This window comes from Enterobacter quasimori, from assembly GCF_018597345.1.
Lineage (GTDB): Bacteria > Pseudomonadota > Gammaproteobacteria > Enterobacterales > Enterobacteriaceae > Enterobacter > Enterobacter mori.
In genome coordinates, this window is sequence record NZ_JAHEVU010000002.1 from 100,553 (window position 1) to 125,551 (window position 24,999).

The window sequence follows — 24,999 nt, forward strand, 5'->3', positions numbered from 1 at the left end:
ATTTCCGCGCCCGGCTTCTGCCGGGCGCTCTGTTTTTGTTTCACTTGCCTCGGAATTAGCGTCAATGACGGAAAACATTCATAAACATCGCATTCTCATCCTGGACTTCGGTTCTCAGTACACTCAGCTGGTGGCGCGTCGCGTACGTGAACTGGGCGTTTACTGTGAACTGTGGGCGTGGGATGTCACGGAAGCACAGATTCGCGAATTCAATCCAAGCGGCATCATCCTGTCCGGCGGCCCGGAAAGCACCACCGAAGAAAACAGCCCGCGCGCGCCGCAGTACGTATTCGAAGCTGGCGTGCCGGTATTCGGCGTTTGCTACGGTATGCAGACCATGGCCATGCAGCTGGGCGGCCACGTAGAAGGCTCCAGCGAGCGCGAGTTCGGCTATGCGCAGGTTGAAGTGGTTAACGACAGCGCGCTGGTGCGCGGTATCGAAGACTCCCTGACCGCAGACGGCAAACCGCTGCTGGACGTGTGGATGAGCCACGGCGACAAAGTCACCGCTATCCCGTCTGACTTCGTGACTGTTGCCAGCACCGAGAGCTGCCCGTTTGCCATCATGGCGAACGAAGAAAAACGTTTCTACGGCGTGCAGTTCCACCCGGAAGTGACCCATACCCGTCAGGGTATGCGCATGCTGGAGCGCTTCGTGCGCGACATCTGCCAGTGTGAAGCCCTGTGGACCCCGGCAAAAATCATCGACGACGCCGTTGAGCGTATCCGTCAGCAGGTTGGCGATGACAAAGTGATCCTCGGCCTCTCCGGCGGCGTGGACTCCTCCGTGACCGCGATGCTGCTGCACCGCGCCATCGGCAAAAACCTGACCTGCGTCTTCGTGGATAACGGCCTGCTGCGTCTGAACGAAGCCCAGCAGGTTATGGATATGTTCGGCGACCACTTTGGTCTGAACATCGTTCACGTAGAAGGCGAGCAGCGCTTCCTGGACGCGCTGAAAGGCGAGAACGATCCGGAAGCGAAGCGTAAGATCATCGGCCGCGTGTTCGTGGAAGTGTTCGACGAAGAAGCGCTGAAGCTGGACGACGTCAAATGGCTGGCGCAGGGCACCATCTATCCTGACGTGATCGAGTCTGCGGCCTCCTCCACCGGTAAAGCGCATGTCATCAAATCTCACCACAACGTTGGCGGCCTGCCGAAAGAGATGAAGATGGGTCTGGTTGAACCGCTGCGCGAGCTGTTCAAAGACGAAGTGCGTAAGATCGGTCTGGAACTGGGTCTGCCGTACGACATGCTCTACCGTCACCCGTTCCCGGGTCCGGGTCTGGGCGTGCGCGTGCTGGGCGAAGTGAAGAAAGAGTACTGCGACCTGCTGCGTCGCGCGGACGCGATCTTCATCGAAGAGCTGCACAAAGCTGACCTGTACAACAAGGTGAGCCAGGCGTTCACCGTGTTCCTGCCGGTTCGCTCCGTCGGCGTCATGGGCGATGGTCGTAAGTACGACTGGGTTGTTTCCCTGCGTGCGGTTGAAACCATCGACTTCATGACCGCGCACTGGGCCCACCTGCCGTATGACTTCTTAGGCCGCGTGTCTAACCGCATCATCAACGAAGTGAACGGTATTTCCCGCGTGGTGTATGACATCAGCGGTAAGCCACCGGCTACGATCGAGTGGGAATAAGCCGATAACCCTTCCTGAGTTTTCAGAAACAGGTAAAACTGCAATCAACCCTCTGTTTTTACAGAGGGTTTTTCTTTAATTTTTATAAATGATTTTTCTATGTTGCGCCTTGCCCTTGAAGGCATATGCTGGCCGATATCCAGCATTGGTGAGCTGTACTGCATTTCATGCTAATCGCTGATGAAGAGCGCTAAACCAAACTATCCTCATCATCCTCAAATATCTCAGCAATTTTGACTTGTCTTTCTGACATGCCAACTCCAATACCGATGCATTTTCTTAGAAAGAGCTGAAGGTCTGCATGAGGAATTCGTTTAAGCTTACCAAAGTTGGTATCCTCATTGTAATCTTTGCCCTCGGACTCTTTTCGGCCATAAGAATTGATCGAGAGAGGTAAATTTTGTCGGTACTTTTCCTTTCCAATACGGCTTAATACGCATGGTGTTTCATAATTACCGAACCATCTACCACCCGCATTAGTCAGTCTGTCATCTCTCGCTCTGACAAGCTCGATTACGGAGAAAACATCCAGATCGACAATAGTAGGAGTGACCGCTCCTGGGTTATTCCAGTGGGGGTTGAGCTGGTAGGCGATGATAAGCAATGCATCTCTGTCAGGGATGACGTTTTTAACTGTCACTTTTTGCGTAAGCCGGGCCGATGGTTCCCTGCGGGTAGGGGGGCGTTTCATCGTGAGATTTGGATTGTCAACATACAAGAGTTTTAGCTCTACGCGTAATCCAGAGGCGTGTATATAGTCGGGATACCCTTCCCGTTCGCCAAGAAGACCTGCGTGTTTGCTGAGACCAACTTGTGGAATATTGTCCAAATGGGGAATTAGCGCATCCATCAGCGAACCAACAATAGTACCTATTTGCGAGGGTTCAAAAGCGCTAAGCACTGCCGATGGGAGCATGAGGGTGTCAAACTGAGTTCCAATAAGTGGAAGTAACTCCTGCTTAAGAGCCGCAAGACGCTGTCGGCTTAATCCCGTTCCTTCAAAAACCATATTATGCCCTCTGTTTTCGCTAAACTGTGCGAGCTGATAAAAGAGATGGAGGCAAGACGCTACTTATCTCGACGCCAAGGGCTGAACACCAGAAAAAAGTCTCAATAACATCAATCCTGCGCTCACATGTTTCCACTTTGGATACATATGACTGAGGCCGATTCAGCATTTCTGCCAGGTCCGCCTGCGTGAGATTTTTAGCCCTCCTGCAAGCCCTGAGTCTGGCGATGAATTCGATATAAATGGGATTATTAGCTGATTTCATTTTGCGCCCGGTACCTGTCCGTTTTTTAAAAAGCGTAGCTTTTCAATGAGAAGCATGCAGCAGTATTTTAAAAAACCCAAAATGGTATAATTATTTTTATTGTGACGATCGTCGATGAATGGTACTGTTGTCCAGTCAACTGGAGGCTGCACATGGCAAAGCGACACGCTAATCATTCTGGAAATTTAGAGTCACTGTTTTTACGCCTTGAGGAACTTGTTCTTGCAAATTCCGGTGAGGATGAGTTTGAGGAAGTTTTCAAACTTCTTATAGCAAAGATCTATAGTGAGTTTTACCCGGACTCTATTGAGTTTCGCACTTACGAGACGGAGAGGGAAACTGCGACACGATTTAATAGTCTGTTGAATCAAGCTCAAAAAAAATGGTCGGGGCTATTTGAAAGTGAGGTGATCTCAAATCTGACAGACGAACACCTTCACATATGTGTAAATGCCCTGAAAGATCATAAAATTTCGGAAAATGGGCTTGACGTTTTGGATAGCTTCTTCGAATTTATGGTCTCAAAATCTGCTAAGGGTAATAAGGGCCAGTACTTCACTCCTCGCTACGTAATAGAGTTTTGCGTCCGCATGCTGGAGCCCAGCCCAGGAGAAACCGTTCTTGATCCCGCGTGTGGATCAGGTGGCTTTTTGTTTAATAGTTTAGATTTTATTCGTAAAAATAATGCACTTTCTTCGATTGAGTTGAATAGTTACTGCTCAACAAAATTGTGGGGCTTTGATATTGATCCCAAAGCAATTAAGGTTGCGAAGGCATTAATGATTCTTGCAGGTCATGGTGTTAGCAATGTAGTAAGGCTTAACAGTTTGGTTCGATCCGGAACGAACGGTTCTTCATTTACCTCCCCCGATGGAAGTTTCCTTACGGTAGAAGATATCACGCGCGCGCGCCTCAGGAATCATAAAGGATTTGATATTATTTTAACCAATCCGCCATTCGCTGGCGAGGTGCTCGAGCAACATATACTTGATAAGTATGACGCCGGTCGTGGGAAAAACAGGATTGAACGCGACGTGCTGTTTATTGAGCGATGTGTTGATCTTCTCCGGCCCGGTGGGCGAATGGCAATGGTACTTCCCCATAATAAATTCTCAGGGATGGAATTTAGTGAAAACAGGAAATGGCTCCTTAAGAAATGCCGGATACTTGCAGTTGTAGGACTCGGGCGCAATACCTTTTTGCCTCATACCCATCAGAAAACAAGTATATTATTTCTCCAGAAAAGAGCGGTAGGGGCTGTAGGTGATGTTGGCGAAAATATTTTCTTCGCTGTGAGTGACCGTGACGGTAAAGATAAAAAAGGAAGGAATATCTTAAGACCCGATCACACTCAACATAACGATAACTGGGCGCGGATTGATCACGATTTCGATGAAATATTAGACGCGTTTAATAAATTCCGCAAAGATGAAGGCCTTGAGTTTGGAGAGTATTCATGGCAAGCATAACAATCGTTCCTGTCAAAAATTTGGCTCGGGGTAAAATACTTTCTCCCGAACGCTACGATCCCAGACGAACATTAACGAACGATGGCTCAGATAAAGCATCAATTACGATTGGCGAAATAGCGCAGGTGGTCAAAAAAACGATCAATCCTGCATCCAGGTCTTCAGAAGGGCGAGAGTTTGTCGTTCTTGATACGTCTGATGTAAGAGAGGGATTTGTAATTGGTAAAAAGCAACCCTCTGCTGCTAAAGATATTGGTAGTACAAAGAAAATTTTTCAACAGAACGACGTTTTGATTTCCAGACTGAGACCTTACTTAAGGCAAGTCGCCATAGTTGATGAAGGCTTTGCAAAGAGATTTAACAACTACGAGCTAGCTTGCTCGACAGAATTTTTTGTTTTACGGTCACTAACCGATGAACCACTTGATTTTTTAGTTCCCTATCTTTTATCAGATAAGGTTCAAAATGCACTCTGTGCTGCGCAAGAAGGCGGACACCACCCGCGCTTCGATGCATCAGTGTTACTCTCAATGCCAATTCCGGAGTCATTGATTCAGCAAAGAACAGTGATATCGGAGTCTGTGAGGTTGGCTGCTCAGGCATATCGTCATTCTGAGGAGCTTATGCAGCGTTGGGTTTGTACTGCTAATAGTTACTAAAAAGTGAGGAAATAATCTCCTGCTGAATTAATCACTAAACCCTCTGTATTTGCAGGGGGATCACCTTATTTCCCCTCACCCAACCGATACGCCAGCGCCACCACCAGCGACTGCACCAGGCACAGCGTCGCCGACTGAGACCGAAACGCGTCCACCTGCGCCTCCTTCACCACAAAGCAGAGATCGCTGAACGTCGCCAGGGGGCTAATCTGGCTGTCCGTAATCACAATCTGCCGCGCGCCGACGCTGGCGGCGGTTTCGCTAACCATCACCGTCTCTTCCGCGTACGGCGAGAAGCTGATCGACACCACGATGTCGCGCGCCTTAATGCGGCTGATCTGCTCGCGCAGCATCCCGCCCATGCCGTCGAGCAGGATAGGGCGGCACTCCAGATGGCTCAGTGCATAGGTAAGGTATGCGGCAACGCTAAAGGAGCGGCGCAGTCCGGCGATGTAGATGGTATCGGCGTCGGCCAAAAGCTGTACCGCGCGCTCCAGCATCTCCGGCTCGGCGCGAGCGGCCAGCTGCTGCAGCGCCTGCGCGTTCGAGCGGGCAAACTCCTGCAGGATATCGAGCGGCGTTTCCGGCACGGCCTCGCTCTCCATCTCGCGGAACAGCCGGGCGCGATCGCTGTAGCTGGCGGTCTCCTCCACCAGGTTCATGCGAAACAGCTGTTTCATTTCGTTGAAGCCGGTGAAGTCAAAGGCGTTGGCAAAGCGGATCAGCGTTGACGGCGGCACGTCGGCGCGCTCGGCAATGACGGCAACCGTATCGAAGGCCACGCTGTTGGTGTTGTCCAGCACGTAGCGTGAGACCTGCTGCAGCCTCTTGCTCAGGCTATCGTAGCGATCGCGGATTTGCTGCTGCAGTTCGTTCAGGCTGGTTGCTGTCGTCATCTTATCCCCCAAATACAGTCATATGATTCTAAACGCAAAACCGCGTCTTTTAAATGTCGGCCATCCATCTGGCAGCAAAAATGAAACAGAAGCTTCAGTCATTTCCTCGCCCGAAATCCCTTAATAGCGCACGCGGCGTCAGTGGTGCTGGCTGTTAACATAAAAATCCATCCTTGATCACAATAATCACCATTTATTTTATTTCAACTTAAAATGGAATATTTGTTTCATATATAGTGATCAGTACACAGTGTTCAGGTCACAGTCACGTATCAACAGCGAGAGGTTAAGGATGGAGACGGTAGCGAATTTTATTCACGGCGAATGTGTCACCGGTTCAGGCCAGCGCGTTCAGGCGATCTTCAACCCGGCCACCGGCGAGCAGATCCGCCAGGTGGTGATGAGTACGGCGCAGGAAACGGAGCAGGCGATTGCCGCCGCGCAGCAGGCGTTTCCGGCATGGGCGCGTCATGCTCCGCTTAAGCGCGCGCGCGTGATGTTCCGCTTCAAGGCGCTGCTGGAAGAGAACATGGATCGCCTGGCCCGCCTCATCAGCGAAGAGCACGGCAAGGTCTTCTCCGACGCGGTGGGCGAACTGACCCGCGGCCTGGAAGTGGTGGAGTTTGCCTGCGGTATTCCACATCTGCAAAAGGGCGAACACTCGGCGAACGTCGGGACCGGCGTTGACAGCCACTCGCTGATGCAGCCGCTCGGGGTCTGCGCCGGGATCACGCCGTTTAACTTCCCGGCGATGGTGCCGATGTGGATGTTCCCGATTGCGCTGGCGACCGGGAATACCTTCGTGCTGAAGCCGTCGGAAAAAGACCCTTCACTCGCGCTCGCGCTGGCGCAGCTGCTGAAAGAGGCCGGCCTGCCGGACGGCGTCTTCAACGTGGTGCAGGGCGATAAAGAGTCCGTTGACGTGCTCCTGACCGACCCGCGTGTGCAGGCGGTGAGCTTTGTCGGCTCCACGCCGATTGCGGAATACATCTATCAGACCGCGTCCGCCTACGGTAAGCGCTGTCAGGCGCTGGGCGGCGCGAAAAACCACTGCATTTTAATGCCGGATGCCGACATGGAGATGGCGACCAACGCCATCATGGGCGCGGCCTACGGCGCGGCGGGCGAGCGCTGCATGGCGCTTTCGGTGGTGCTGGCGGTGGGGGATAACACCGCCGATGACCTCTGCGCCCGGCTCGAAAAACAGATTGCCGCGCTGCGCGTCGGGCCGGGGCTGGACCAGACCCCGGAAAACGAAATGGGGCCGCTCATCTCCTCCGCGCACCGCAGCAAAGTGCTGGGCTACATCGACAGCGGGGAAGCGCAGGGGGCAAAACTTCGCGTGGACGGCCGCGGCTTCAGCGTGAAGGGCCACGAGCAGGGCTATTTCGTCGGACCGACGCTGTTCGATAACGTCACCCCGGAGATGACCATCTATAAAGAAGAAATTTTCGGCCCGGTGCTTTCTGTGGTGCGCGTAGCAGATTACGCCAGCGCGGTGGACCTGATTAACCGCCATGAATATGGTAATGGTTCGGCAATCTTCACCCGCGACGGCGGCTGCGCGCGTCGCTTCTGCGAAGAGGTGCAGGCGGGCATGGTGGGCGTCAACGTGCCGATCCCGGTGCCGATGGCGTTTCACAGCTTCGGCGGCTGGAAGCGCTCCATCTTCGGCGCGCTCAACGTCCACGGCAGCGACGGCGTGCGTTTCTACACCCGAATGAAAACCATCACCGCGCGCTGGCCGGAAATGCAGCAGGAGACAGGCGCTGCGTTCTCCATGCCGACGCTGGGCTGACAGGAGGTTTTATGCAAACCGAACGTATGACCATGGCCCAGGCGCTGGTCCGGTTCCTTAATCAACAGTACGTTAGCGTGGATGGCCACGAAACGCCCTTCGTCGAGGGCGTCGCCACCATCTTTGGACACGGCAACGTGCTGGGTATCGGCCAGGCGCTGGAGCAGGATCCCGGCCATCTGCAGGTGATGCAGGGCTGTAACGAGCAGGGCATCGCCCATATGGCGACGGGATTTGCCAAACAGCACCGTCGTCAGCGCATCTTTGCCGTCACCTCCTCCGTCGGGCCGGGCGCCGCCAATATGGTCACGGCGGCGGCAACCGCCACGGCGAACCGTATCCCGCTGCTGCTGCTCCCGGGCGATATCTACGCCAGCCGCCAGCCGGACCCGGTGCTGCAGCAGATTGAGCAGTATCACGACCTCAGCATCAGCACCAACGACTGTTTCCGTCCGGTCTCCCGCTACTGGGACCGCATTAACCGCCCCGAGCAGCTGATGAGCGCGATGCTCAGCGCGATGCGAACGCTTACTGACCCGGCAGATACCGGTGCGGTGACGATTTGCCTGCCGCAGGACGTGCAGGGGGAAGCGTGGGATTACCCGCTGAGCTTCTTCGCGCGTCGCGTGCACCACATCGAGCGTCGTCCGCCCGATCCGCAGCGACTGGCGCAGGCGCGGGCGCTGATCGCCCGCAAGCGTCGTCCGCTGGTGGTGTGCGGCGGCGGGGTGCGCTATTCCGGCGCGCATGAGGCGTTTCGCGACTTTGTCGAGACGCTGCAGCTGCCGTTTGCCGAAACCCAGGCCGGAAAGGGGGCGCTGGTAAGTGACCACCCACTTAACCTCGGTGGCGTAGGGGTGACGGGCGGAATGGCGGCCAACCAGCTCGCGCCACAGGCCGATCTGGTGATTGGCATCGGCACGCGCCTGACCGACTTTACCACCGGCTCCAAGGCGCTCTTTTCCCATCCGGACGTGGAATTCCTGCTGCTGAACGTGGCCGAGTTTGACGCCCTGAAGCTGGACGCCACGGCGCTGATTGCCGACGCTCAAACCGGACTCGAGGCATTGACCCACGCGCTCGGTGATTACCGCAGCGGCTGGGGAGAGACGATCGCTGAGGCGAAATCCGCCTGGCGCGACGAGTGCCGTCGCCTGTGGGATCGCCAGTGGCGTCCTGACGACGCGCCCGAAGTGGCGGGGCACCTGGACGCGCAGCTGGCGGAGTACGGCGAGACGCTCAACACCCGCCTGACCCAGACGCGGGTGCTGGGGCTGATCAACCAGCATATTGAAGATAACGCCATCGTGGTGGGCGCGGCCGGTTCGCTGCCGGGGGATTTACAGCGCCTCTGGCAGGTCAAAACGCCGGACAGCTATCACCTGGAGTACGGCTACTCCTGCATGGGCTATGAGATTGCGGCAGCCATCGGCGCGAAGCTTGCCCGACCCGAGCAGCCGGTTTATGCCATGGTGGGGGATGGCTCCTACATGATGCTGCACTCCGAGCTGCAAACCGCGGTTCAGGAGGGGATTAAGATCACCGTTCTGCTGTTTGATAACGCCAGCTTCGGCTGCATTAACAACCTGCAGATGGGGCACGGCATGGGCAGCTTTGGCACGGAAAACCGCCATCGCAACCCGGAAACCGGACGGCTTGACGGCCCGCTGGTGAAGGTCGACTTTGCGCAAAACGCGGAGAGCTACGGCTGCCGCGCGTGGCGGGTGCACGACGAGCAGAGCCTGCTGGCGGCGCTGGAGGCATCACGGGCGCATCCGGGCCCGACGCTGCTGGACATCAAGGTGCTGCCGAAGACCATGACCCACGACTACGCCTCCTGGTGGCGAACCGGCGATGCGCAGGTGGCGGAATCATCTGCCGTGCGTAAAGCCGCGGAGCAAACGCAGGCGCAGGTGAAAAAAGCCCGTCAGTATTAAGTTTTTCCGTCGTAACGAAATTTTCATTTCATTTTTCCCTCACCCTAACCCTCTCCCCAAAGGGGAGAGGGGATGCTGTGCTGCACTCTTTTCTCCCTCGCCCCTCTGGGGAGAGGGCCGGGGTGAGGGGAGCTGCTGTACGTCCTCCCATGTTGTGAGATTGATAACAAAATTTATCTCATTCATCTCAAAAGTGTTAACCCACACTCAAAAATATAATTTTCACTATTTATAAAAATGAAATAAATGTTTTATTTATAGGGTCGTTAGTTCACAGCATTCACCAACACCGGGAGCCGTTATGTTTAACATTGCTTTACTGGGCGCTGGCCGAATTGGCCAGGTACATGCAGCTAACATCGCCAGCCACGGCGCGACCACGCTCTGGTCCGTGGTTGACCCGAATCAGGAATTTGCCGCCCGCCTCGCCACCCAGTATCAGGCCCGCCAGCAGAGCCTGGAGGAGGCGATGACCGACCCTAACGTTCACGCCGTGCTGATCGCTTCCGCCACCGATACCCACGCCGACCTGATTGAAATGGCCGCCCGCCACGGCAAGGCCATCTTCTGCGAAAAGCCGGTCCATCTTGACCTCGCCCGCGTGCGCGACTGCCTGAAGGTGGTCAAAGAGTATGACGTGCCGCTGTTTATCGGCTTTAACCGCCGCTTTGACCCGCAGTTCCGCCGCGTGAAAACCGACGCGCAGGCCGGGCGCATCGGCAAGCCGGAATCGTTGCTGATCATCTCCCGCGACCCGTCTCCGCCGCCTGCGGAATACGTGCGCGTTTCCGGCGGCATGTTCCGCGATATGACCATTCACGACTTTGACATGGCCCGCTTCATCATGGGCGAAGAGCCGGTGTCGGTGTACGCCCAGGGCAGCAACCTGGTCGATCCGGCGATTGGCGAGGCGGGGGACATCGATACCGCGTTTATCGTTCTGAAATATGCCTCCGGCGCGATGGCGACCATCGTTAACAGCCGCCGTTCATCTTACGGCTACGACCAGCGCCTGGAGCTGCACGGCTCCGAAGGGCTGCTGTGCGCGGGCAACATTCTGGAAAACCAGGTGCAGCACTACGGCAAACAGGGCTGCACCAGCGCGCTGCCGGAACACTTCTTCCTGCAGCGCTACAAATCCGCTTACGCCGCGGAATGGGAACACTTTGTCGCGGTCCTGCGCGGCGAAGCGGTGCCTGACTGCAGCGGCGATGATGGTGAACGTGCGCTGTACCTCGCGGATAAAGCGCTGGAGTCGCTGCGCAGCCAGCGCGAGATCGTCCTCTAAACACCACAACCCTACACAGAGAGACATAATAATGAAAAAACTGATCGTAGCCGCCCTCATCGCCATGACGTCCGGGGCCGCCCTCGCCGAAAACGAGCAAATTGTTTTCAGTACGCCAAACCTGGCCATGCCGTTTGAAGTTCACATGCAGCGCACGGCGGTGAAAGCCGCAAAAGAGATGGGCGTGAAGCTTCAGGTGCTGGACGGGCAGGGCAGCTCGCCGAAGCAGGTGGCTGACCTTGAAAACGCCATTACCCGCGGGGCGCAGGGCTTTATCGTTTCCCCGAACGACGTGAACGCGGTCTCCAGCGCGGTGGATGAAATTCAGGATGCGAAGCTGCCGGTGGTCACCCTTGACCGCTCCGTCGACAGCCAGAAGAAGGTGCCGCACTTTGGCGCCAACAACTACAAGGGCGGCCAGGCGATTGGCGACTTCGTCAAAACCAAATTCCCCAACGGGGCGGACATCATTCTGCTGACCGGCCAGCCGGGCTCCTCCTCCAACATCGAACGCACTAAAGGGATCCGCGACAGCCTGAAGGCGGGCGGGGATAAGTACAAGATCGTCGCCGATCAGACCGGCAACTGGATGCGTTCTGAAGGGATGCGCATCGTGGAAAGCGTGCTGCCCTCGCTGCCGAAGCGCCCGCAGGTGATCCTCTCCGCCAACGACGATATGGCGCTGGGCGCGATTGAAGCGCTGCAGAGCCAGGGCGTGAAGCCGGGCGAAATCCTCGTGACCGGGTTTGATGCGGTGCCGGAAGCGCTGGCCCGCGTGCGCGACGGCTGGCTGGCGGTGACGGCGGACCAGCGTCCGGGCTTTGCGGTGCAGACGGCGATGAGCCAGCTGGTGGCCAACGTGCGCGAGAAGAAAGCCATCACCGGGGCCGACTACCCGCCGACGCTGATCACCAAAGAGAACCTGCAGCAGGCTGAGCGTATCGGTGAGGCCGGTAACTGATATGTCCCGAGCCGCCTCTGGCGGCTCATCATGAGGAGGAGCAGACCGATGTCGCAACCCTTACTGAAAGTGACCGACCTGGCAAAAAGCTTTTCCGGCGTCTGGGCGTTAAGCAGCGCCCAGCTGACCGTCGGCGCGGGCGAGATCCACGCCCTGCTGGGGGAAAACGGGGCGGGTAAATCCACGCTGCTGAAGGCGCTCGCGGGGGCGCAGCCGCAAACCCGCGGGGATATCTGGTTCAACGGCGAAACGCTGCCGGTGGACGACTCCCCGGTGGAACGGCAGAACAAGGGCATTATCACCATCTATCAGGAATTCAACCTGCTGCCCAACATGACCGTCGCGGAAAACATGTTTCTCGGGCGCGAGCCGCGTAAACGTAACCTGATCGTCGACGAAAAGGCGGTCAACCAGGAGGCGCAGGTCATTCTTGACTATCTGCAGCTGAACGTTGCGCCGACCACGCCTGTTGCCCGTCTGAGCGTGGCCCAGCAGCAGATGGTGGAGATCGCCCGGGCGCTGACCCTCAACGCCAGGCTCATCATTATGGACGAACCTTCCGCCGCGCTGAGCGACAGCGAGGTGGAAAGCCTGCACCGCGTGGTGCGCGAGCTGAAGAACCGCGGCGTGAGCATTATCTATGTCACCCACCGTCTGCACGAAGTTTTCCAGCTCTGCGATCGCTTCACCGTTTTCCAGGACGGCCGCTTCACCGGCACCGGCGCGGTGGCGGAGACCAACGTCGAACAGCTGATCCGCCTGATGGTCGGACGCGACGTGGCCTTTAACCGTCGCCCCGCCAGCGAAACCCACCATGAAGACAAACCCGTCCGCCTGGCGGTAAAGGGGCTGAGCCGCGAAAAGCCGCCGCTGGATCCGCACGGCATCGCCCTGCACGACATCAGCTTCCACGTCCACGCCGGGGAGGTCTTAGGCATTGCCGGGCTGGTGGGCGCGGGACGCACTGAGGTGGCCCGCTGCCTGTTTGGCGCAGACGCGTATACCTCGGGCAGCTTTGAGCTGGACGGCGTGCCGTACCAGCCGCGCGACCCGCTGTATGCGCTCGATCAGGGCGTGGCGCTGGTGCCGGAAGATCGCAAAAAAGAGGGGGCGGTGCTGGGGCTGTCGATTCGCGACAACCTGTCGCTCTCCAGTCTCTCCTCGCTGCTGCAGTGGCGCTGGTTCGTGAATACCCGCAAAGAGGACGATCTGATCGAGTCCTACCGCCAGGCGCTGCAGATCAAAATGGTCAACAGCGCGCAGGAGGTGCGCAAGCTCTCCGGCGGCAACCAGCAAAAAGTGATCCTCGCGCGCTGCATGGCGCTCAACCCGCGGGTGCTGATCGTTGATGAGCCGACGCGCGGCATTGACGTGGGGACCAAATCGGAAGTGCACCAGGTGCTGTTTGACATGGCGAAAAAGGGCGTGGCGGTGATCGTGATCTCCTCCGATCTGCCTGAAGTGATGGCGGTGTCTGACCGGATCATTACCCTCAGTGAAGGCCGGGTGACCGGCGAGATCCACGGTGACGACGCTAACGAAGAACGCCTGATGACGATGATGGCCATCAACCACAACGCCCTGAACGCGGCATAACGGAGTTTCTCATGACGCAGATGATTTCTAAAACGCAGGCCCCGGTCAAACGCGCCGGACGCATCGATCCCATTGCCTTCTTCGAGCGCTTCGGGGTGCTGATTTTCATGATCCTGCTGCTGATCTTCTTCCAGTCGCAGAACAGCAACTTTTTCTCTGAACGCAATATTTTCAACATCCTGACAGAAGTGTCCATCTACGGGATCATGGCCGTGGGAATGACCTTCGTTATTCTGACCGCCGGAATCGACCTCTCCGTGGGCTCCATTCTGGCGGTGTGCGCCATGACCGCGGCGTACGTGATCAAAGGCGACAACTTCACCACCGTCGACCCGAACGCCTGGGGCGGCATGAGCTGGCTGATTGGGCTGGGGATTTGTCTGGCGATGGGCACGGCGATTGGCTTCCTGCACGGTCTGGGCGTGACCCGCCTGCGCCTGCCGCCGTTCATCGTGACCCTCGGCGGGATGACCATCTGGCGCGGATTGACGCTGGTGATTAACGACGGTGCGCCGATCGCCGGTTTCGACCCTGGCTACCGCTGGTGGGGGCGCGGGGAGCTGCTCGGTATCTCCATTCCGATCTGGATCTTCGCCATCGTCGCCGTCGGCGGCTATCTGGCGCTGCATAAAACCCGCTGGGGCCGCTTCGTCTACGCCATCGGCGGCAACCCGGAGGCGGCGCGCCTGGCAGGGGTGAACGTCAAGCGCGTGCTGGTCAGCGTCTACGTGCTGATTGGCTGCCTGGCGGGGCTGGCGGGCTTCATCCTGAGCGCGCGCCTGGGGAGCGCCGAGGCGGTGGCCGGGATCTCCTTTGAGCTGCGCGTCATCGCCTCGGTGGTGATTGGCGGCACCTCGCTGATGGGCGGCTACGGGCGTATCGGCGGCACCATTATCGGCTCCATCATCATGGGGATTCTGATTAACGGCCTGGTGCTGATGAACGTCTCGGCCTACTACCAGCAAATTATCACCGGATTAATTATCGTTCTGGCGGTGGCGTTTGATACCTATGCCAAAAGCCGTCGCGGCGCACTGTGAGGATCGCAATGAAAGAGGTTCGTATTGGATTAATTGGCACCGGATATATCGGCAAGGCGCACGCTATCGCCTATGCCCAGGCCCCGACGGTGTTCAACCTGCGCGGCAGGCTGGTGCGCGAGATGGTGGCCGAAGTCACGCCGGAGCTGGCGGCAGCGCGCGCGCAGGCGTTTGGCTTCAACCGCTCCACCGGCGACTGGCGGGCGCTGGTGGCCGACCCGGCGATTGACGTGGTGGATATTTGCTCACCCAATCATCTGCATAAGGAGATGGCGCTGGAGGCAATCCGCCACGGCAAGCACGTCTACTCGGAGAAGCCGCTGGCGCTTAACGCCCACGACGCGCGCGAGATGGTCGACGCCGCGAAGCGGGCCGGGGTGAAAACGCTGGTGGGGTTCAACTACATGAAGAACCCGACGGCGCAGCTGGCGAAGGAGATTATCGCCCGCGGCGAGATTGGCGAGGTGATCCACTTCTACGGTACCCACAACGAAGACTATATGGCCGACCCGCGCTCGCCCATTCACTGGCACTGCTTCAAAGAGACCGCCGGGCTGGGGGCGCTGGGAGACCTGGCGGCGCATATCGTCAACATGGCCCAGTATCTGGTCGGGGAGATCGAGCAGGTCTGCGGCGATCTGAAGATTGTGGTCCCGGAGCGCCCGGCGAAGGCCGGCTCGTCGGACATGGTCGCCGTCGAAAACGAGGATCAGGCCCACGCGATGGTGCGCTTCGCGGGCGGGGCGCAGGGCGTGATTGAAACCTCCCGCGTTGCCTGCGGCCGCAAGATGGGGCTGTCGTACGTCATTACCGGCACGAAAGGCGCCATCAGCTTCACCCAGGAGCGCATGGCGGAGCTGAAGCTTTATCTGCATGACGATCCGGTGAACCGTCAGGGGTTCCGCACCTTACTCGTCGGCCCTGCGCACCCCGACTACGCCGCGTTTTGCATGGGCGCGGGCCACGGGATTGGCTTTAACGATCAAAAAACGGTGGAGGTGCGCGATCTGGTGGACGGGATAGCCGCCGACGCGCCGATGTGGCCTGACTTCGAAGAGGGCTGGAAGGTGTCGCGCGTGCTTGACGCGATCGCGCTCTCGCACCGGGAAGGCCGCTGGCTGAACGTGAACGACATTGTCTGATGAGGTATCAACGTGGAAAAGCAGTTTGATGTGATATGCATGGGCCGCGTGGCGGTAGACCTCTACAGCCAGCAGATTGGTGCCCGCCTGGAAGACGCGTCGAGCTTCGCCAAATATCTCGGCGGGTCGTCGGGCAACGTGGCGTACGGCACCGCGCGCCAGGGCCTGCGCTCGTCGATGCTGGCGCGCGTCGGCGATGAACATATGGGCCGCTTCCTGCGGGAAGAGCTTAACCAGGTGGGCTGCGATACCAGCCATCTGATTACCGATAAAGACCGCCTCACGGCGCTGGTGCTACTCGGCATTAAAGACCGGGACACCTTTCCTCTGATTTTTTATCGCGATAACTGCGCGGATATGGCCATTTCGGCCAGCGATGTGGACGAACGCTACATTGCCTCCGCACGCTGTCTTGCCATCACCGGGACCCATCTTTCTCATCCGCAGACCCGCGAGGCGGTGCTGACGGCGCTGGGCTATGCCCGTCGTCACGGCGTGCGCACGGTGCTGGACATCGATTACCGTCCGGTGCTGTGGGGGCTAACCGCCTTAGGTGACGGCGAAACGCGCTTTATCGCCGCCGATAGGGTCACCCGCGAGCTGCAGGAGGTGCTGCACCTCTTCGACGTCATTGTCGGCACCGAGGAGGAGTTTCACATAGCGGGCGGCAGCACGGATACCCTGCAGGCGCTGGGCCAGGTGCGTGCCGTGAGTGACGCTACGCTGGTCTGCAAGCGCGGCGCCCTCGGCTGCTCGGTCTATACCAGCGCCATTCCGCCCCGTCTGGACGACGGCCTGACGGTGACCGGCGTGCGCGTGGAGGTGCTGAACGTCCTCGGGGCGGGGGACGCGTTTATGTCCGGCCTGCTGCGCGGCTACCTGAACGACGAGGGCTGGGAGCAGGCGTGCCGCTATGCCAACGCCTGCGGCGCGCTGGTGGTCTCGCGCCACGGCTGCGCCCCGGCGATGCCGAGCAAAATCGAGCTGGACGACTATCTCTCCCGCGCCGCGAACGTGCCGCGCCCGGACCTCGACCCGCATCTTAACCATCTGCACCGCGTCACCACCCGCCGCTGCGAGTGGCCGGAGCTGTGCGTAATGGCCTTCGACCACCGCAGCCAGCTTGAGGATATGGCGATGCAGTGCGGCGCGTCGCTTAAGCGCATTCCGGCGCTGAAGCAGCTGATCCTGCAGGCCAGCCGCGAGGCGGCGAGCCGTGCCGGGCTGGAGGGCAAAGCCGGCCTGCTGTGCGACGGCACCTTTGGTCAGGACGCGCTGAACGCGATCACCGGGGAAGGGTGGTGGATTGGCCGCCCCATCGAGCTGCCGGGCTCGCGTCCGCTGGAGATGGAGCATGGCAACATCGGCACCCAGCTTATCAGCTGGCCGCAGGAGCACGTGGTGAAGTGCCTGGTCTTTTTCCACCCGGAAGATGCCCACGGCCTGCGCCTGGAGCAGGAGCAGAAAATCGCCGAGGTGTATCACGCCTGCTGCCGGTCCGGGCACGAGCTGCTGCTGGAGGTGATCCTGCCTGCGACCATGCCGCGCAGCGACGAGCTCTACCTGCGCGCCATCTCCCGCTTCTACAACCTCGGCATTTACCCGGACTGGTGGAAGCTGCCGCCGCTCTCCGCCGACGGCTGGACGGCGCTGAGCGAGATTATCGAACGCCGGGACCCGCACTGCCGCGGGGTGGTGATCCTCGGCCTGGACGCCCCGGCGGAACAGCTGCGCGCCGACTTTAAAGCGGCAGCGGGGCAGGCGCTGGTGAAAGGCTTCGCCGTGGGGCGCACGCTGTTTGGCGATGCCTCCCGCGCGTGGCTGAAGCACGATATTGACGATGCGCAGCTGGTGGCGCGCATCCGGGACAACTACCTGCAGCTTATCGCCTGGTGGCGCGAGCGCGGACACGCATAATGGAGACGACAATGAGTGTACAACTGGGCATTAACCCGCTGACGTGGACGAACGACGATCTGCCTTCTCTCGGCGCGGAGACGCCGCTGGAGACCTGCCTGAGCGAAGGGAAAGAGGCCGGTTTCGCCGGCTTCGAGCTGGGCAACAAGTTCCCGCGCGAAGCGCGCCTGCTCGGCCCCATCCTGCAGCGCCACGACCTGCAGCTGGTCTCCGGCTGGTACTCCGGCCGCCTGCTGGAGCGCAGCGTGGAGGAGGAGATCGCTGCCGTGCAGTCCCACCTGACGCTGCTGCGCGAGCTGGGGGCAAAGGTGCTGGTATTTGCGGAAGTGAGCGGCTGCATTCACGGCGAGCAGCAGACCCCGGTGCACCTGCGCCCGCGCTTCCCGCAGGCGCGCTGGAAAGAGTACGGCGAGAAGCTCACCGAATTTGCCCGCTATACGCAGCAGCAGGGCGTGCAGATTGCCTATCATCACCATATGGGCACGGTGATTGAGTCCGCCGAGGACGTGGACAACCTGATGGCCCACACCGGCGACGCGGTGGGGCTACTGCTGGATACCGGCCATCTGACCTTTGCCGGGGCCGATCCGCTGGCGGTGGCGCAGCGCTGGGCGTCGCGCATCAACCACGTTCACTGCAAAGACGTGCGCGCCGACGTGCTGGCGGACGTTAAAAACCGTAAAACCAGCTTCCTCGACGCGGTGCTGAGCGGCGTGTTTACCGTGCCGGGCGACGGCTGCGTCGATTATCCGCCGATTATGCGGCTGCTGAAGGCGCAGGACTATCACGGCTGGCTGGTGGTCGAGGCCGAGCAGGATCCGGCCATCGCCCATCCGCTGACCTACGCTCGTCTGGGATATAACAACCTGAGCCGCCTGGCGCGCGACGCCGGACTGATTTGAGGAGGTGACATGTCACGTCTGTTATCACGCTGGCAACAGCCGAACGCGGAGGGACGCACCCAGTCCGTCACGCCGGAAAGCGCAGGGTGGGGGTACGTCGGCTTTGAGGCGTATGAGCTGCAGGAGGGGCAGACGCTGACGCTGCCCGCCGTCCGCGAAGAGCGCTGCCTGGTGCTGGTCGCCGGACGCGCCTCCATCAGCACCCCTTCCGCGCAGTTTAACGACATCGGCGAGCGGATGAGCCCGTTCGAGCGCATCAAGCCGTGGGCGGTGTACGTCACCCCGCAGGAGACGGTGCAGGTGAAGGCGCTGACGACGCTTGAGCTCGCGGTCTGCGCCGCGCCGGGCAAGAGCACCTATCCGACGCGGCTGATTGCGCCGCAGGATATCGCCGGCGAAGCGCGCGGCAAGGGTCACAACCAGCGCTACGTGCATAACATTCTGCCGGAAGACAAGCCCGCCGACAGCCTGCTGGTGGTGGAGGTGTGGACCAACGAGGGCTGCACCAGCTCGTATCCGAGCCACAAGCACGACACGGATAACCCGCCCCAGGAGACGTATCTGGAGGAGACCTACTACCATCGCCTCAATCCGGAGCAGGGGTTCTGCATGCAGCGCGTCTACACCGACGACAGAGCGCTGGATGAGTGTATGGCGGTCTATAACCGTGACGTGGTCATGGTGCCGAAGGGCTACCATCCGGTGGCGACGATGGCCGGGTATGACAGCTACTACCTCAACGTGATGGCGGGGCCGGTGCGCAAGTGGATGTTCACCTGGGAGGAGGACCACGCGTGGATTAATCACGATTATCCCGCGGATAGGGGCGGCTGAGGCGGCCTTTCTTGTCGGGTGGCGCTGCGCTTACCCGACCTACGAAACCGTAGGCCCGCGCAAGCGCAGCGCCGCCGGGCAACATTGTGCTCACCGCATCCGCCCCGCCTGCTCAACTGACGGGTTCTTAAAAATGGTGGACCGCGGCGTGGGGCGGTACGGTGAATTCAAGGGTTTTGTGGTCGAGCGGCTTATGCGTCGGGTCGGCCAGAATAATCGTCACCTTGTGCTTGCCGGCGGGTAGCCCCACGAGGATCACCGGCTCTCCGCTGGCGTCAGCCCAGTGCCACGGCGCGTCGTCCACCACCACGTGAATGTGCCCGATGCGCGGGGTGACCTTGAGCGCGTCGGGGCCGAATACCGGCTCGATGCGCAGGTTTTCGGCACGGTACTGGATAAACACCGCGCCTTTGCTTAGCGGCCCGGCAAGCGGCGGATCGACGATCAGCTTTGCGGGGGGCTGCGGCTGCGCCAGCGGGGCAACGGCGGCGGGGCCGTTAACGTCCGCAGCGCTCAGGTTGTCCAGCGGTATGGCCCGGGCATGGGCTACAGATGCCAGGACTAGCAGGGGGAAAAGTGCATAGCGACGAATCATCGGTCTCTCCTCATCGGTTCTGAATGGCGACAGGGAAAGAAAACCATTTTTATGTATCGGAGATATTTGCCGGAGGCGGCGTTTTGTACCCGTTTGTCAGCGTGGCGCTTTGGATACAGTGCGATACACTTTGCCTGCCGGGACGGCGCACAATCGCTATCGCCAGCCCGGCAATCACCAGCGTCAGCCCCGTTGATACCCACATTGCTCCCGCGATCCCCAGCGTTTTATTCAGCCACGCATAGGCAAACGGCGAGGCTGCCGCCATCAGCTGGCCGGGGATAAGCAGCATGCCGGTACGGCGGGCATAGCTTTCGGTGCTAAACAGTTCCAGCGGCAGGGTGGCCTTCACGATGGTGACCAGCCCGTTGATGGCACCGTAACCCAGCACAAACCCGGCTGCGCACCAGACAAACTGGAAACTGCTTAGCCCAACCAGAAAGCAGAGCGGCATGGCGAGCGCGGTGAAAAGCGTGAGTCTGAAGGGGGTTAAGCGGGCACCCGCCAGCACTTCCAGCGAGCGAGCAGCCGTCTGGCCGATCCCCCACAGCATGCCGATGGCGACCGGCAGGCCGAAGTGGGCAATAAACTCCGGCAGATGGGTGGACGTGCCGTTCGAGACAAAGGTGATAAGGGCAATGAAGGCGGCATAAAGCCAGCCGTTACGGCGTTCATTGCTTTGAGGCGACGCGGTGGTTTTCGCGGTTACCGTCAACCGCTGGTGGGGAAGCGAGAGAATCAGCGACGCGCTCAGCAGGCCGAAGAGAGCATAGACGCGCAGCGCCTCCTGCCAGCCCATAACCTGAAGCAGAGCATCGCCCAGCGGCCAGAAGACGGCGGAAGCCAGCCCGCCCGCCAGCGTGACGCGTGAGATCGTTCTTCGCGCCTGCTGTCCGTAAAGATTCACCAGCGCGGCGAACAGCGCATCGTACAGCGACAGGCGCATCCCTATACCGGTGACAAGCCAGGCGCAGTACCAGCCAAAAAGCGTCTGGGTATACGCCATACCCGCGCAGCTAGCGGCAATCAGGAGCGTGCCGCTCATCACCACCTTCTTACCGCCAAAGCGGGCTAGCAGGCGGGCGACAAACGGCGAAACCGCCGCCATCACCAGCATCGCCAGCGTCAGGCCAAGGTAAATCTGCGGTAACGACCAGCCCCGGTCGGCTGAAATCGCCAGCGCAAAAGTGCCGGGCATATAAAACGAGATCCCCCAGTTGATGAGTTGATTGCACCCGGCAGCGAGGGCAAGGTGACGAGGCAGGGCAGGTGTTTCCATTGGCTTTCATTCCGTTATGCAGTTGTCCTGAGCATAACGGGCGCGGTATTGTGCTGGCAGGGCCGCAACCTTATGCGCGGTATAAGAGAAACTTTGAATGACGACGCTTAATCTGGGCTATCTCGCCACCTTCCGTCTGGTGATCCAGCGCGGCAGCTTTTCAGCGGCGGCGGATGTGCTGGGCATTTCCCAGCCCGCCGTCAGCCTGCAAATACGCCAGCTGGAGCAGTTTCTGCAAACGCGTCTGGTAGAGCGTACCGGGCGGGGGATTAAAGCAACGGCTGCAGGGCAGGCATTGCTGGTACACGGTGAGCGCATCGAACAGGCAGTCGATGAAACCCTTCGTTCCGTTAGCGCCTTCAGGCACGATGTCAGCGGCACCGTTACGCTTGGTACGGGCGCGACCGCCTGTATTCATCTTCTTCCGCCATTGCTGCAGCAGCTGCGCAGTGACTACCCGCTTTTACGCGTGGGCGTGACGACGGGCAATACGCTCGATATTGTTCGCGCCATTGAAGAAAACCGACTCGATATGGGACTGGTGACGCTGCCCGTCAGCGGGCGGGCGCTGGACGTGATGCCGGTGATGGACGAAGAATTCGTGTTTATCGCGTCTCTGGAGCAGCAGGGGATGTTTACAGACTTAAGGCCTGAGGCACTCCATACGCAACCGCTGATTGCCTTTGAGTCGGGCAGCGGAACCCGGGCATTGATTGACGGCTGGTTTGAGGCAAGTGGTTTAACGATTGCACCGGCTATGCAGCTCGGCAGCATTGAGGCTATCAAACGGATGGTGCGTTCGGGGCTTGGCTACAGCATCGTGCCGAAAATGGCGGTGGAGCAGAGGGCAGACCGTGAAGGATTATGCGTCAGTTCTCTCTCGCCCGTACTGCAACGGCAGCTGGCTGTGGTGATGCGTCAGGATAAGATCCTTAGCAAAGGGATTTCAGGCATTATTCGGATCCTGCAACGGCATCCGGAACGCTAGCGTTCGGGCGTTTCGACGGTCAGGCTGGTTTGCTGCGACTGGATTTTGTCCTGGTGGTGATACCAGGCGCCGATGGAGGAGTAAACAAAGCGGCCAAAGAAAAACAGGAAGCTGATGAGCAGTATGATGCGGGTCATCCGGGTGTTAAATCGGTGTCGTTTGTGCATACGCGTGGCCTGACTCACTGTGTTTTTCCTGGATATGCCCTTCAGGGCGATGCGGATATTAAGGCACAGCGGGAAGAAAGGGTCAATTCTGCGATGTGTAAATAACCGTCAATGTTTACATTAACTGATGTTATTAAAAATAATATATCTATTTATCGTATTGATAAGTTCAGGAAAAAGAGTCTCAAAAATCATAAGAAAGGTTTATTTGAATAAAGTAGTTTGATTTATGTCAACGGTTTCCCTGCGCCGATAATTAAAATCCCTCCTCCACTGCGTCCGTTCCGTGCATTGCCGGACGACGAGTATGTCAGGTTGGATGCCTGTCTTCTTATACCCTCTGGAGCGAAAGGGTTTTAAACGGGCATCTATGAAAATTCTTCCTCTCCTGATACAAAATAAAGATCGCTGGTGGGCTCTGCCGTTTATATTACCCATCACGCTATTGCCTGTGCTCAGTATGGTAAATACCTTCGCGCAGCTGGGCGACGGTATTGTGACACTCTACTATCTGCCTCTCTTTTTCCTGCTTTCACTGATGATGTTTTTTGGTCTGGAAGCCCTTCCCGGGATCGTGCTGGCGCTGTTTTTCCGTTACTACGCGTCTGTTGGGATGTTTGAAACGGTTGCCGGGATTTTCCACTTTATCATCCCTCTGGTGCTCAGCTGGGGCGGTTATCGCGTGTTTGCCCCACGTCGCAATATGACGGCCTATGGGGATATACGGCTGATGGCGCAGCGCACTTTCTGGCAGGTTTTCTGCCCGGCAACACTGTTTTTGCTGCTGTTTCAGTTTGCGGTTTACCTTGGCATCTATGAGAGCCGTCAAAGCCTCGCGGGATTAAACCCCCTTAACATTCGAACGCTCATTAACTATCAGGCGCTGCTGGTCAGCGGGCTGACCGGCGTTCCGCTGAGCTATCTGCTCATTCGCCTGATACGCCATCCCCGCTACTTTAACGGGCTTATGTCACAAATCCGCGCCCAGATAGACAAAAAAGTGACGGCCATTGAGCTGGTGATTTGGGCCATCGCACTGGTGGGGCTGCTTTCGCTGCTGCTGCAGCCGATGAATGAAAACAGCTCAATTTTCAGCACCAACTACACCTTATCGCTACTGATGCCCGTGATGCTCTGGGGAGCAATGCGTTTTGGCTATAAGCTGATGTCGATAATCTGGACGCCGGTGCTGCTGGTGTCGATTCACTTTTTCTACCGCTACATTCCGCTGCACCAGGCCTATGACATTCAGCTGGCCATCACCTCATCCAGCTATCTGGTCTTTTCGTTTGTGGTGATTTACATGGCGATGCTGGCGACACGCCAGCGTGCCGTGAATACGCGATCCCGCAGGCTGGCGCTGCTCGACCCGGTGGTGCACATGCCCAACCTGCGCGCGTTGTCGCGCGAGCTTGCTAAAAACCCCTGGTCGGCGCTGTGCCTGCTGCGCATCCCGGAACTGGAGGTGCTGGGGCGCAACTACGGTGTGCTGCTGCGCATTCAGTACAAGCAGCAGTTGGCGCACTGGATTAATGGCACGCTTCAGCACAATGAGCGGGTCTATCATCTGACCGGTTGCGACCTGGCGGTGAGGCTCAACGCCGAGTCGCATCAGCAGCGTATCGATACTCTGGATGAACATATCAAGCAGTTCCGCTTTCTCTGGGACGGCATGCCCTTGCAGCCTCAGGTGGGCGTCAGCTACTGCTATGTCCGCTCGCCGGTTAACCATCTTTATCTGGTTCTGGGGGAGTTGGGCGTTGTTGCCGATCTGTCGCTCTCGACCAACCATCCTGAGAATCTCCAGCAGCGTGGTGCCGTACATTTACAGCGCAGCCTGAAAGATAAAGTCGCGATGATGAGCCGCCTGCAAAGTGCGCTCGATAAAAACGCGTTTACTCTGATGGTTCAGCCCGTTCGCGGCCTGCGCGGCGATTGCTATCATGAAGTGCTGCTCAGGATGCCAGACGAGAACGGGGAATTAATTTCTCCCGATCGGTTCCTGCCCGTCGCGCAGGAGTTTGGGCTGTCATCACGCGTCGACCTGTGGGTACTGGAACATACGCTACGCTTCCTGGCAGAGCATCGTGACAGGCTGCCCGGTCAACGCTTTGCCATTAATCTGGCCCCTCCAACCGTGTGCAGGGCGCAGTTTCCGCTCGAGGTGAGCCGCCTGCTGACACAATACGCCGTGGAGGCGTGGCAACTGATCGTTGAAGTGACAGAGTGCAGCACTTTCGGCAGCGCGCAGCAGGCGGAACAGACCCTCAGACAGCTGCAAAAAATGGGGGTGCGCATTGCGATTGATGATTTTGGTACCGGCTACGCGAGCTATGCGCGGCTGAAAAGCGTGGACGCCGACATTCTCAAAATCGACGGTAGCTTCATTCGCAACATCGTTAACAACAGTCTGGATTATCAGATAGTGGCGTCGATTTGCCATCTGGCGCGAATGAAGAACATGCTGGTAGTGGCGGAATATGTTGAAACTGAAGAGATACGTAGCGCGGTGCACGCGCTAGGTATCGATTATGTACAGGGTTATCTGATCGGCAAGCCGGTTGCACTTGAATCCTTGCCTGAAGAAGAGGCGTCTCAGGCAGACGCCTGAGACA

General features: G+C 58.5%; 21 protein-coding genes. 15 read left to right on the forward strand and 6 right to left on the reverse strand.

What is annotated here, in order from left to right; all coding sequences use genetic code 11:
• Positions 1 to 64 precede the first annotated feature (64 nt).
• Complete coding sequence (gene guaA, locus KK102_RS08915; RefSeq protein ID WP_216357404.1) at positions 65 to 1,642, forward strand: glutamine-hydrolyzing GMP synthase; 1,578 nt, start codon at positions 65 to 67, stop codon at positions 1,640 to 1,642.
• A gap of 190 nt (positions 1,643 to 1,832) precedes the next feature.
• On the opposite strand, the gene KK102_RS08920 is transcribed toward guaA, so the two are convergent.
• A complete protein-coding gene (locus KK102_RS08920; protein WP_216357405.1) occupies positions 1,833 to 2,651 on the reverse strand; it encodes a hypothetical protein in 819 nt (272 codons plus the stop codon).
• 19 nt (positions 2,652 to 2,670) lie between these two features.
• Positions 2,671 to 2,916 carry a helix-turn-helix domain-containing protein gene (locus tag KK102_RS22385; RefSeq protein WP_126544262.1) on the reverse strand — a complete coding sequence of 82 codons (246 nt, stop codon included), beginning with the start codon at positions 2,914 to 2,916 and terminating at the stop codon, positions 2,671 to 2,673.
• Between the two features lie 152 nt (positions 2,917 to 3,068).
• Here KK102_RS22385 and KK102_RS08930 point away from each other — a divergent pair, with 152 nt between their 5' ends.
• A complete protein-coding gene (locus KK102_RS08930; protein ID WP_216357406.1) occupies positions 3,069 to 4,385 on the forward strand; it encodes an N-6 DNA methylase in 1,317 nt (438 codons plus the stop codon).
• Positions 4,373 to 5,044, forward strand: a complete 672-nt coding sequence (locus tag KK102_RS08935; RefSeq protein ID WP_126544264.1) for a restriction endonuclease subunit S domain-containing protein — start codon at positions 4,373 to 4,375, stop codon at positions 5,042 to 5,044. The genes KK102_RS08930 and KK102_RS08935 overlap by 13 nt, the downstream gene beginning before the upstream one ends.
• A gap of 65 nt (positions 5,045 to 5,109) precedes the next feature.
• On the opposite strand, the gene KK102_RS08940 is transcribed toward KK102_RS08935, so the two are convergent.
• Positions 5,110 to 5,940, reverse strand: coding sequence for a MurR/RpiR family transcriptional regulator (locus KK102_RS08940; protein WP_008502123.1), 831 nt, complete (start codon positions 5,938 to 5,940; stop codon positions 5,110 to 5,112).
• Between the two features lie 292 nt (positions 5,941 to 6,232).
• Between KK102_RS08940 and KK102_RS08945 the strand changes: the two genes are divergently transcribed.
• From KK102_RS08945 to iolB, 10 genes are all read left to right on the forward strand, one after another.
• A complete protein-coding gene (locus tag KK102_RS08945; protein WP_126544265.1) occupies positions 6,233 to 7,738 on the forward strand; it encodes a CoA-acylating methylmalonate-semialdehyde dehydrogenase in 1,506 nt (501 codons plus the stop codon).
• A gap of 11 nt (positions 7,739 to 7,749) precedes the next feature.
• Positions 7,750 to 9,675: a 3D-(3,5/4)-trihydroxycyclohexane-1,2-dione acylhydrolase (decyclizing) gene (gene iolD, locus KK102_RS08950; protein ID WP_126544266.1), complete on the forward strand. Its 1,926-nt coding sequence runs from the start codon at positions 7,750 to 7,752 to the stop codon at positions 9,673 to 9,675.
• Between the two features lie 301 nt (positions 9,676 to 9,976).
• Positions 9,977 to 10,963, forward strand: a complete 987-nt coding sequence (iolG, locus tag KK102_RS08955) for an inositol 2-dehydrogenase (RefSeq protein WP_216357407.1) — start codon at positions 9,977 to 9,979, stop codon at positions 10,961 to 10,963.
• Positions 10,964 to 10,994: 31 nt separating this feature from the next.
• The gene (locus KK102_RS08960) at positions 10,995 to 11,924 is read left to right on the forward strand and encodes a sugar ABC transporter substrate-binding protein (protein WP_023308788.1); all 930 of its coding nucleotides are present in this window, start codon (positions 10,995 to 10,997) and stop codon (positions 11,922 to 11,924) included.
• Positions 11,925 to 11,972: 48 nt separating this feature from the next.
• Positions 11,973 to 13,520: a sugar ABC transporter ATP-binding protein gene (locus tag KK102_RS08965; protein WP_216357408.1), complete on the forward strand. Its 1,548-nt coding sequence runs from the start codon at positions 11,973 to 11,975 to the stop codon at positions 13,518 to 13,520.
• Positions 13,521 to 13,531: 11 nt separating this feature from the next.
• On the forward strand, positions 13,532 to 14,560 hold the full coding sequence (locus tag KK102_RS08970) for an ABC transporter permease (protein WP_028014045.1): 1,029 nt from the start codon (positions 13,532 to 13,534) through the stop codon (positions 14,558 to 14,560).
• Positions 14,561 to 14,568: 8 nt separating this feature from the next.
• Entirely contained in the window at positions 14,569 to 15,702 is a 1,134-nt protein-coding gene (locus KK102_RS08975) for a Gfo/Idh/MocA family protein (RefSeq protein ID WP_032646810.1), read from the forward strand.
• A gap of 12 nt (positions 15,703 to 15,714) precedes the next feature.
• Complete coding sequence (locus tag KK102_RS08980; RefSeq protein ID WP_216357409.1) at positions 15,715 to 17,619, forward strand: bifunctional 5-dehydro-2-deoxygluconokinase/5-dehydro-2-deoxyphosphogluconate aldolase; 1,905 nt, start codon at positions 15,715 to 15,717, stop codon at positions 17,617 to 17,619.
• A gap of 11 nt (positions 17,620 to 17,630) precedes the next feature.
• Positions 17,631 to 18,521, forward strand: a complete 891-nt coding sequence (gene iolE / locus KK102_RS08985; protein ID WP_126544270.1) for a myo-inosose-2 dehydratase — start codon at positions 17,631 to 17,633, stop codon at positions 18,519 to 18,521.
• A gap of 9 nt (positions 18,522 to 18,530) precedes the next feature.
• The gene (gene iolB / locus KK102_RS08990; protein ID WP_216357410.1) at positions 18,531 to 19,355 is read left to right on the forward strand and encodes a 5-deoxy-glucuronate isomerase; all 825 of its coding nucleotides are present in this window, start codon (positions 18,531 to 18,533) and stop codon (positions 19,353 to 19,355) included.
• Between the two features lie 127 nt (positions 19,356 to 19,482).
• Here iolB and KK102_RS08995 read toward each other — a convergent pair whose 3' ends face one another.
• Entirely contained in the window at positions 19,483 to 19,950 is a 468-nt protein-coding gene (locus KK102_RS08995) for a DUF6130 family protein (RefSeq protein WP_216357411.1), read from the reverse strand.
• A gap of 49 nt (positions 19,951 to 19,999) precedes the next feature.
• Positions 20,000 to 21,229, reverse strand: coding sequence for an MFS transporter (locus KK102_RS09000; protein ID WP_216357412.1), 1,230 nt, complete (start codon positions 21,227 to 21,229; stop codon positions 20,000 to 20,002).
• A gap of 97 nt (positions 21,230 to 21,326) precedes the next feature.
• On the opposite strand from KK102_RS09000, the gene KK102_RS09005 reads away from it, so the two are divergent.
• Positions 21,327 to 22,217 (forward strand): LysR family transcriptional regulator, encoded by an 891-nt coding sequence (locus KK102_RS09005; protein WP_216357413.1) that lies wholly within the window; start codon positions 21,327 to 21,329, stop codon positions 22,215 to 22,217.
• On the opposite strand, the gene KK102_RS09010 is transcribed toward KK102_RS09005, so the two are convergent.
• The gene (locus tag KK102_RS09010; protein WP_042717858.1) at positions 22,214 to 22,402 is read right to left on the reverse strand and encodes a YfgG family protein; all 189 of its coding nucleotides are present in this window, start codon (positions 22,400 to 22,402) and stop codon (positions 22,214 to 22,216) included. The two genes, KK102_RS09005 and KK102_RS09010, sit on opposite strands and share 4 nt — an antisense overlap.
• A gap of 352 nt (positions 22,403 to 22,754) precedes the next feature.
• Between KK102_RS09010 and KK102_RS09015 the strand changes: the two genes are divergently transcribed.
• The gene (locus tag KK102_RS09015; protein WP_216357414.1) at positions 22,755 to 24,995 is read left to right on the forward strand and encodes a bifunctional diguanylate cyclase/phosphodiesterase; all 2,241 of its coding nucleotides are present in this window, start codon (positions 22,755 to 22,757) and stop codon (positions 24,993 to 24,995) included.
• The last annotated feature ends 4 nt before the right edge of the window (positions 24,996 to 24,999 follow it).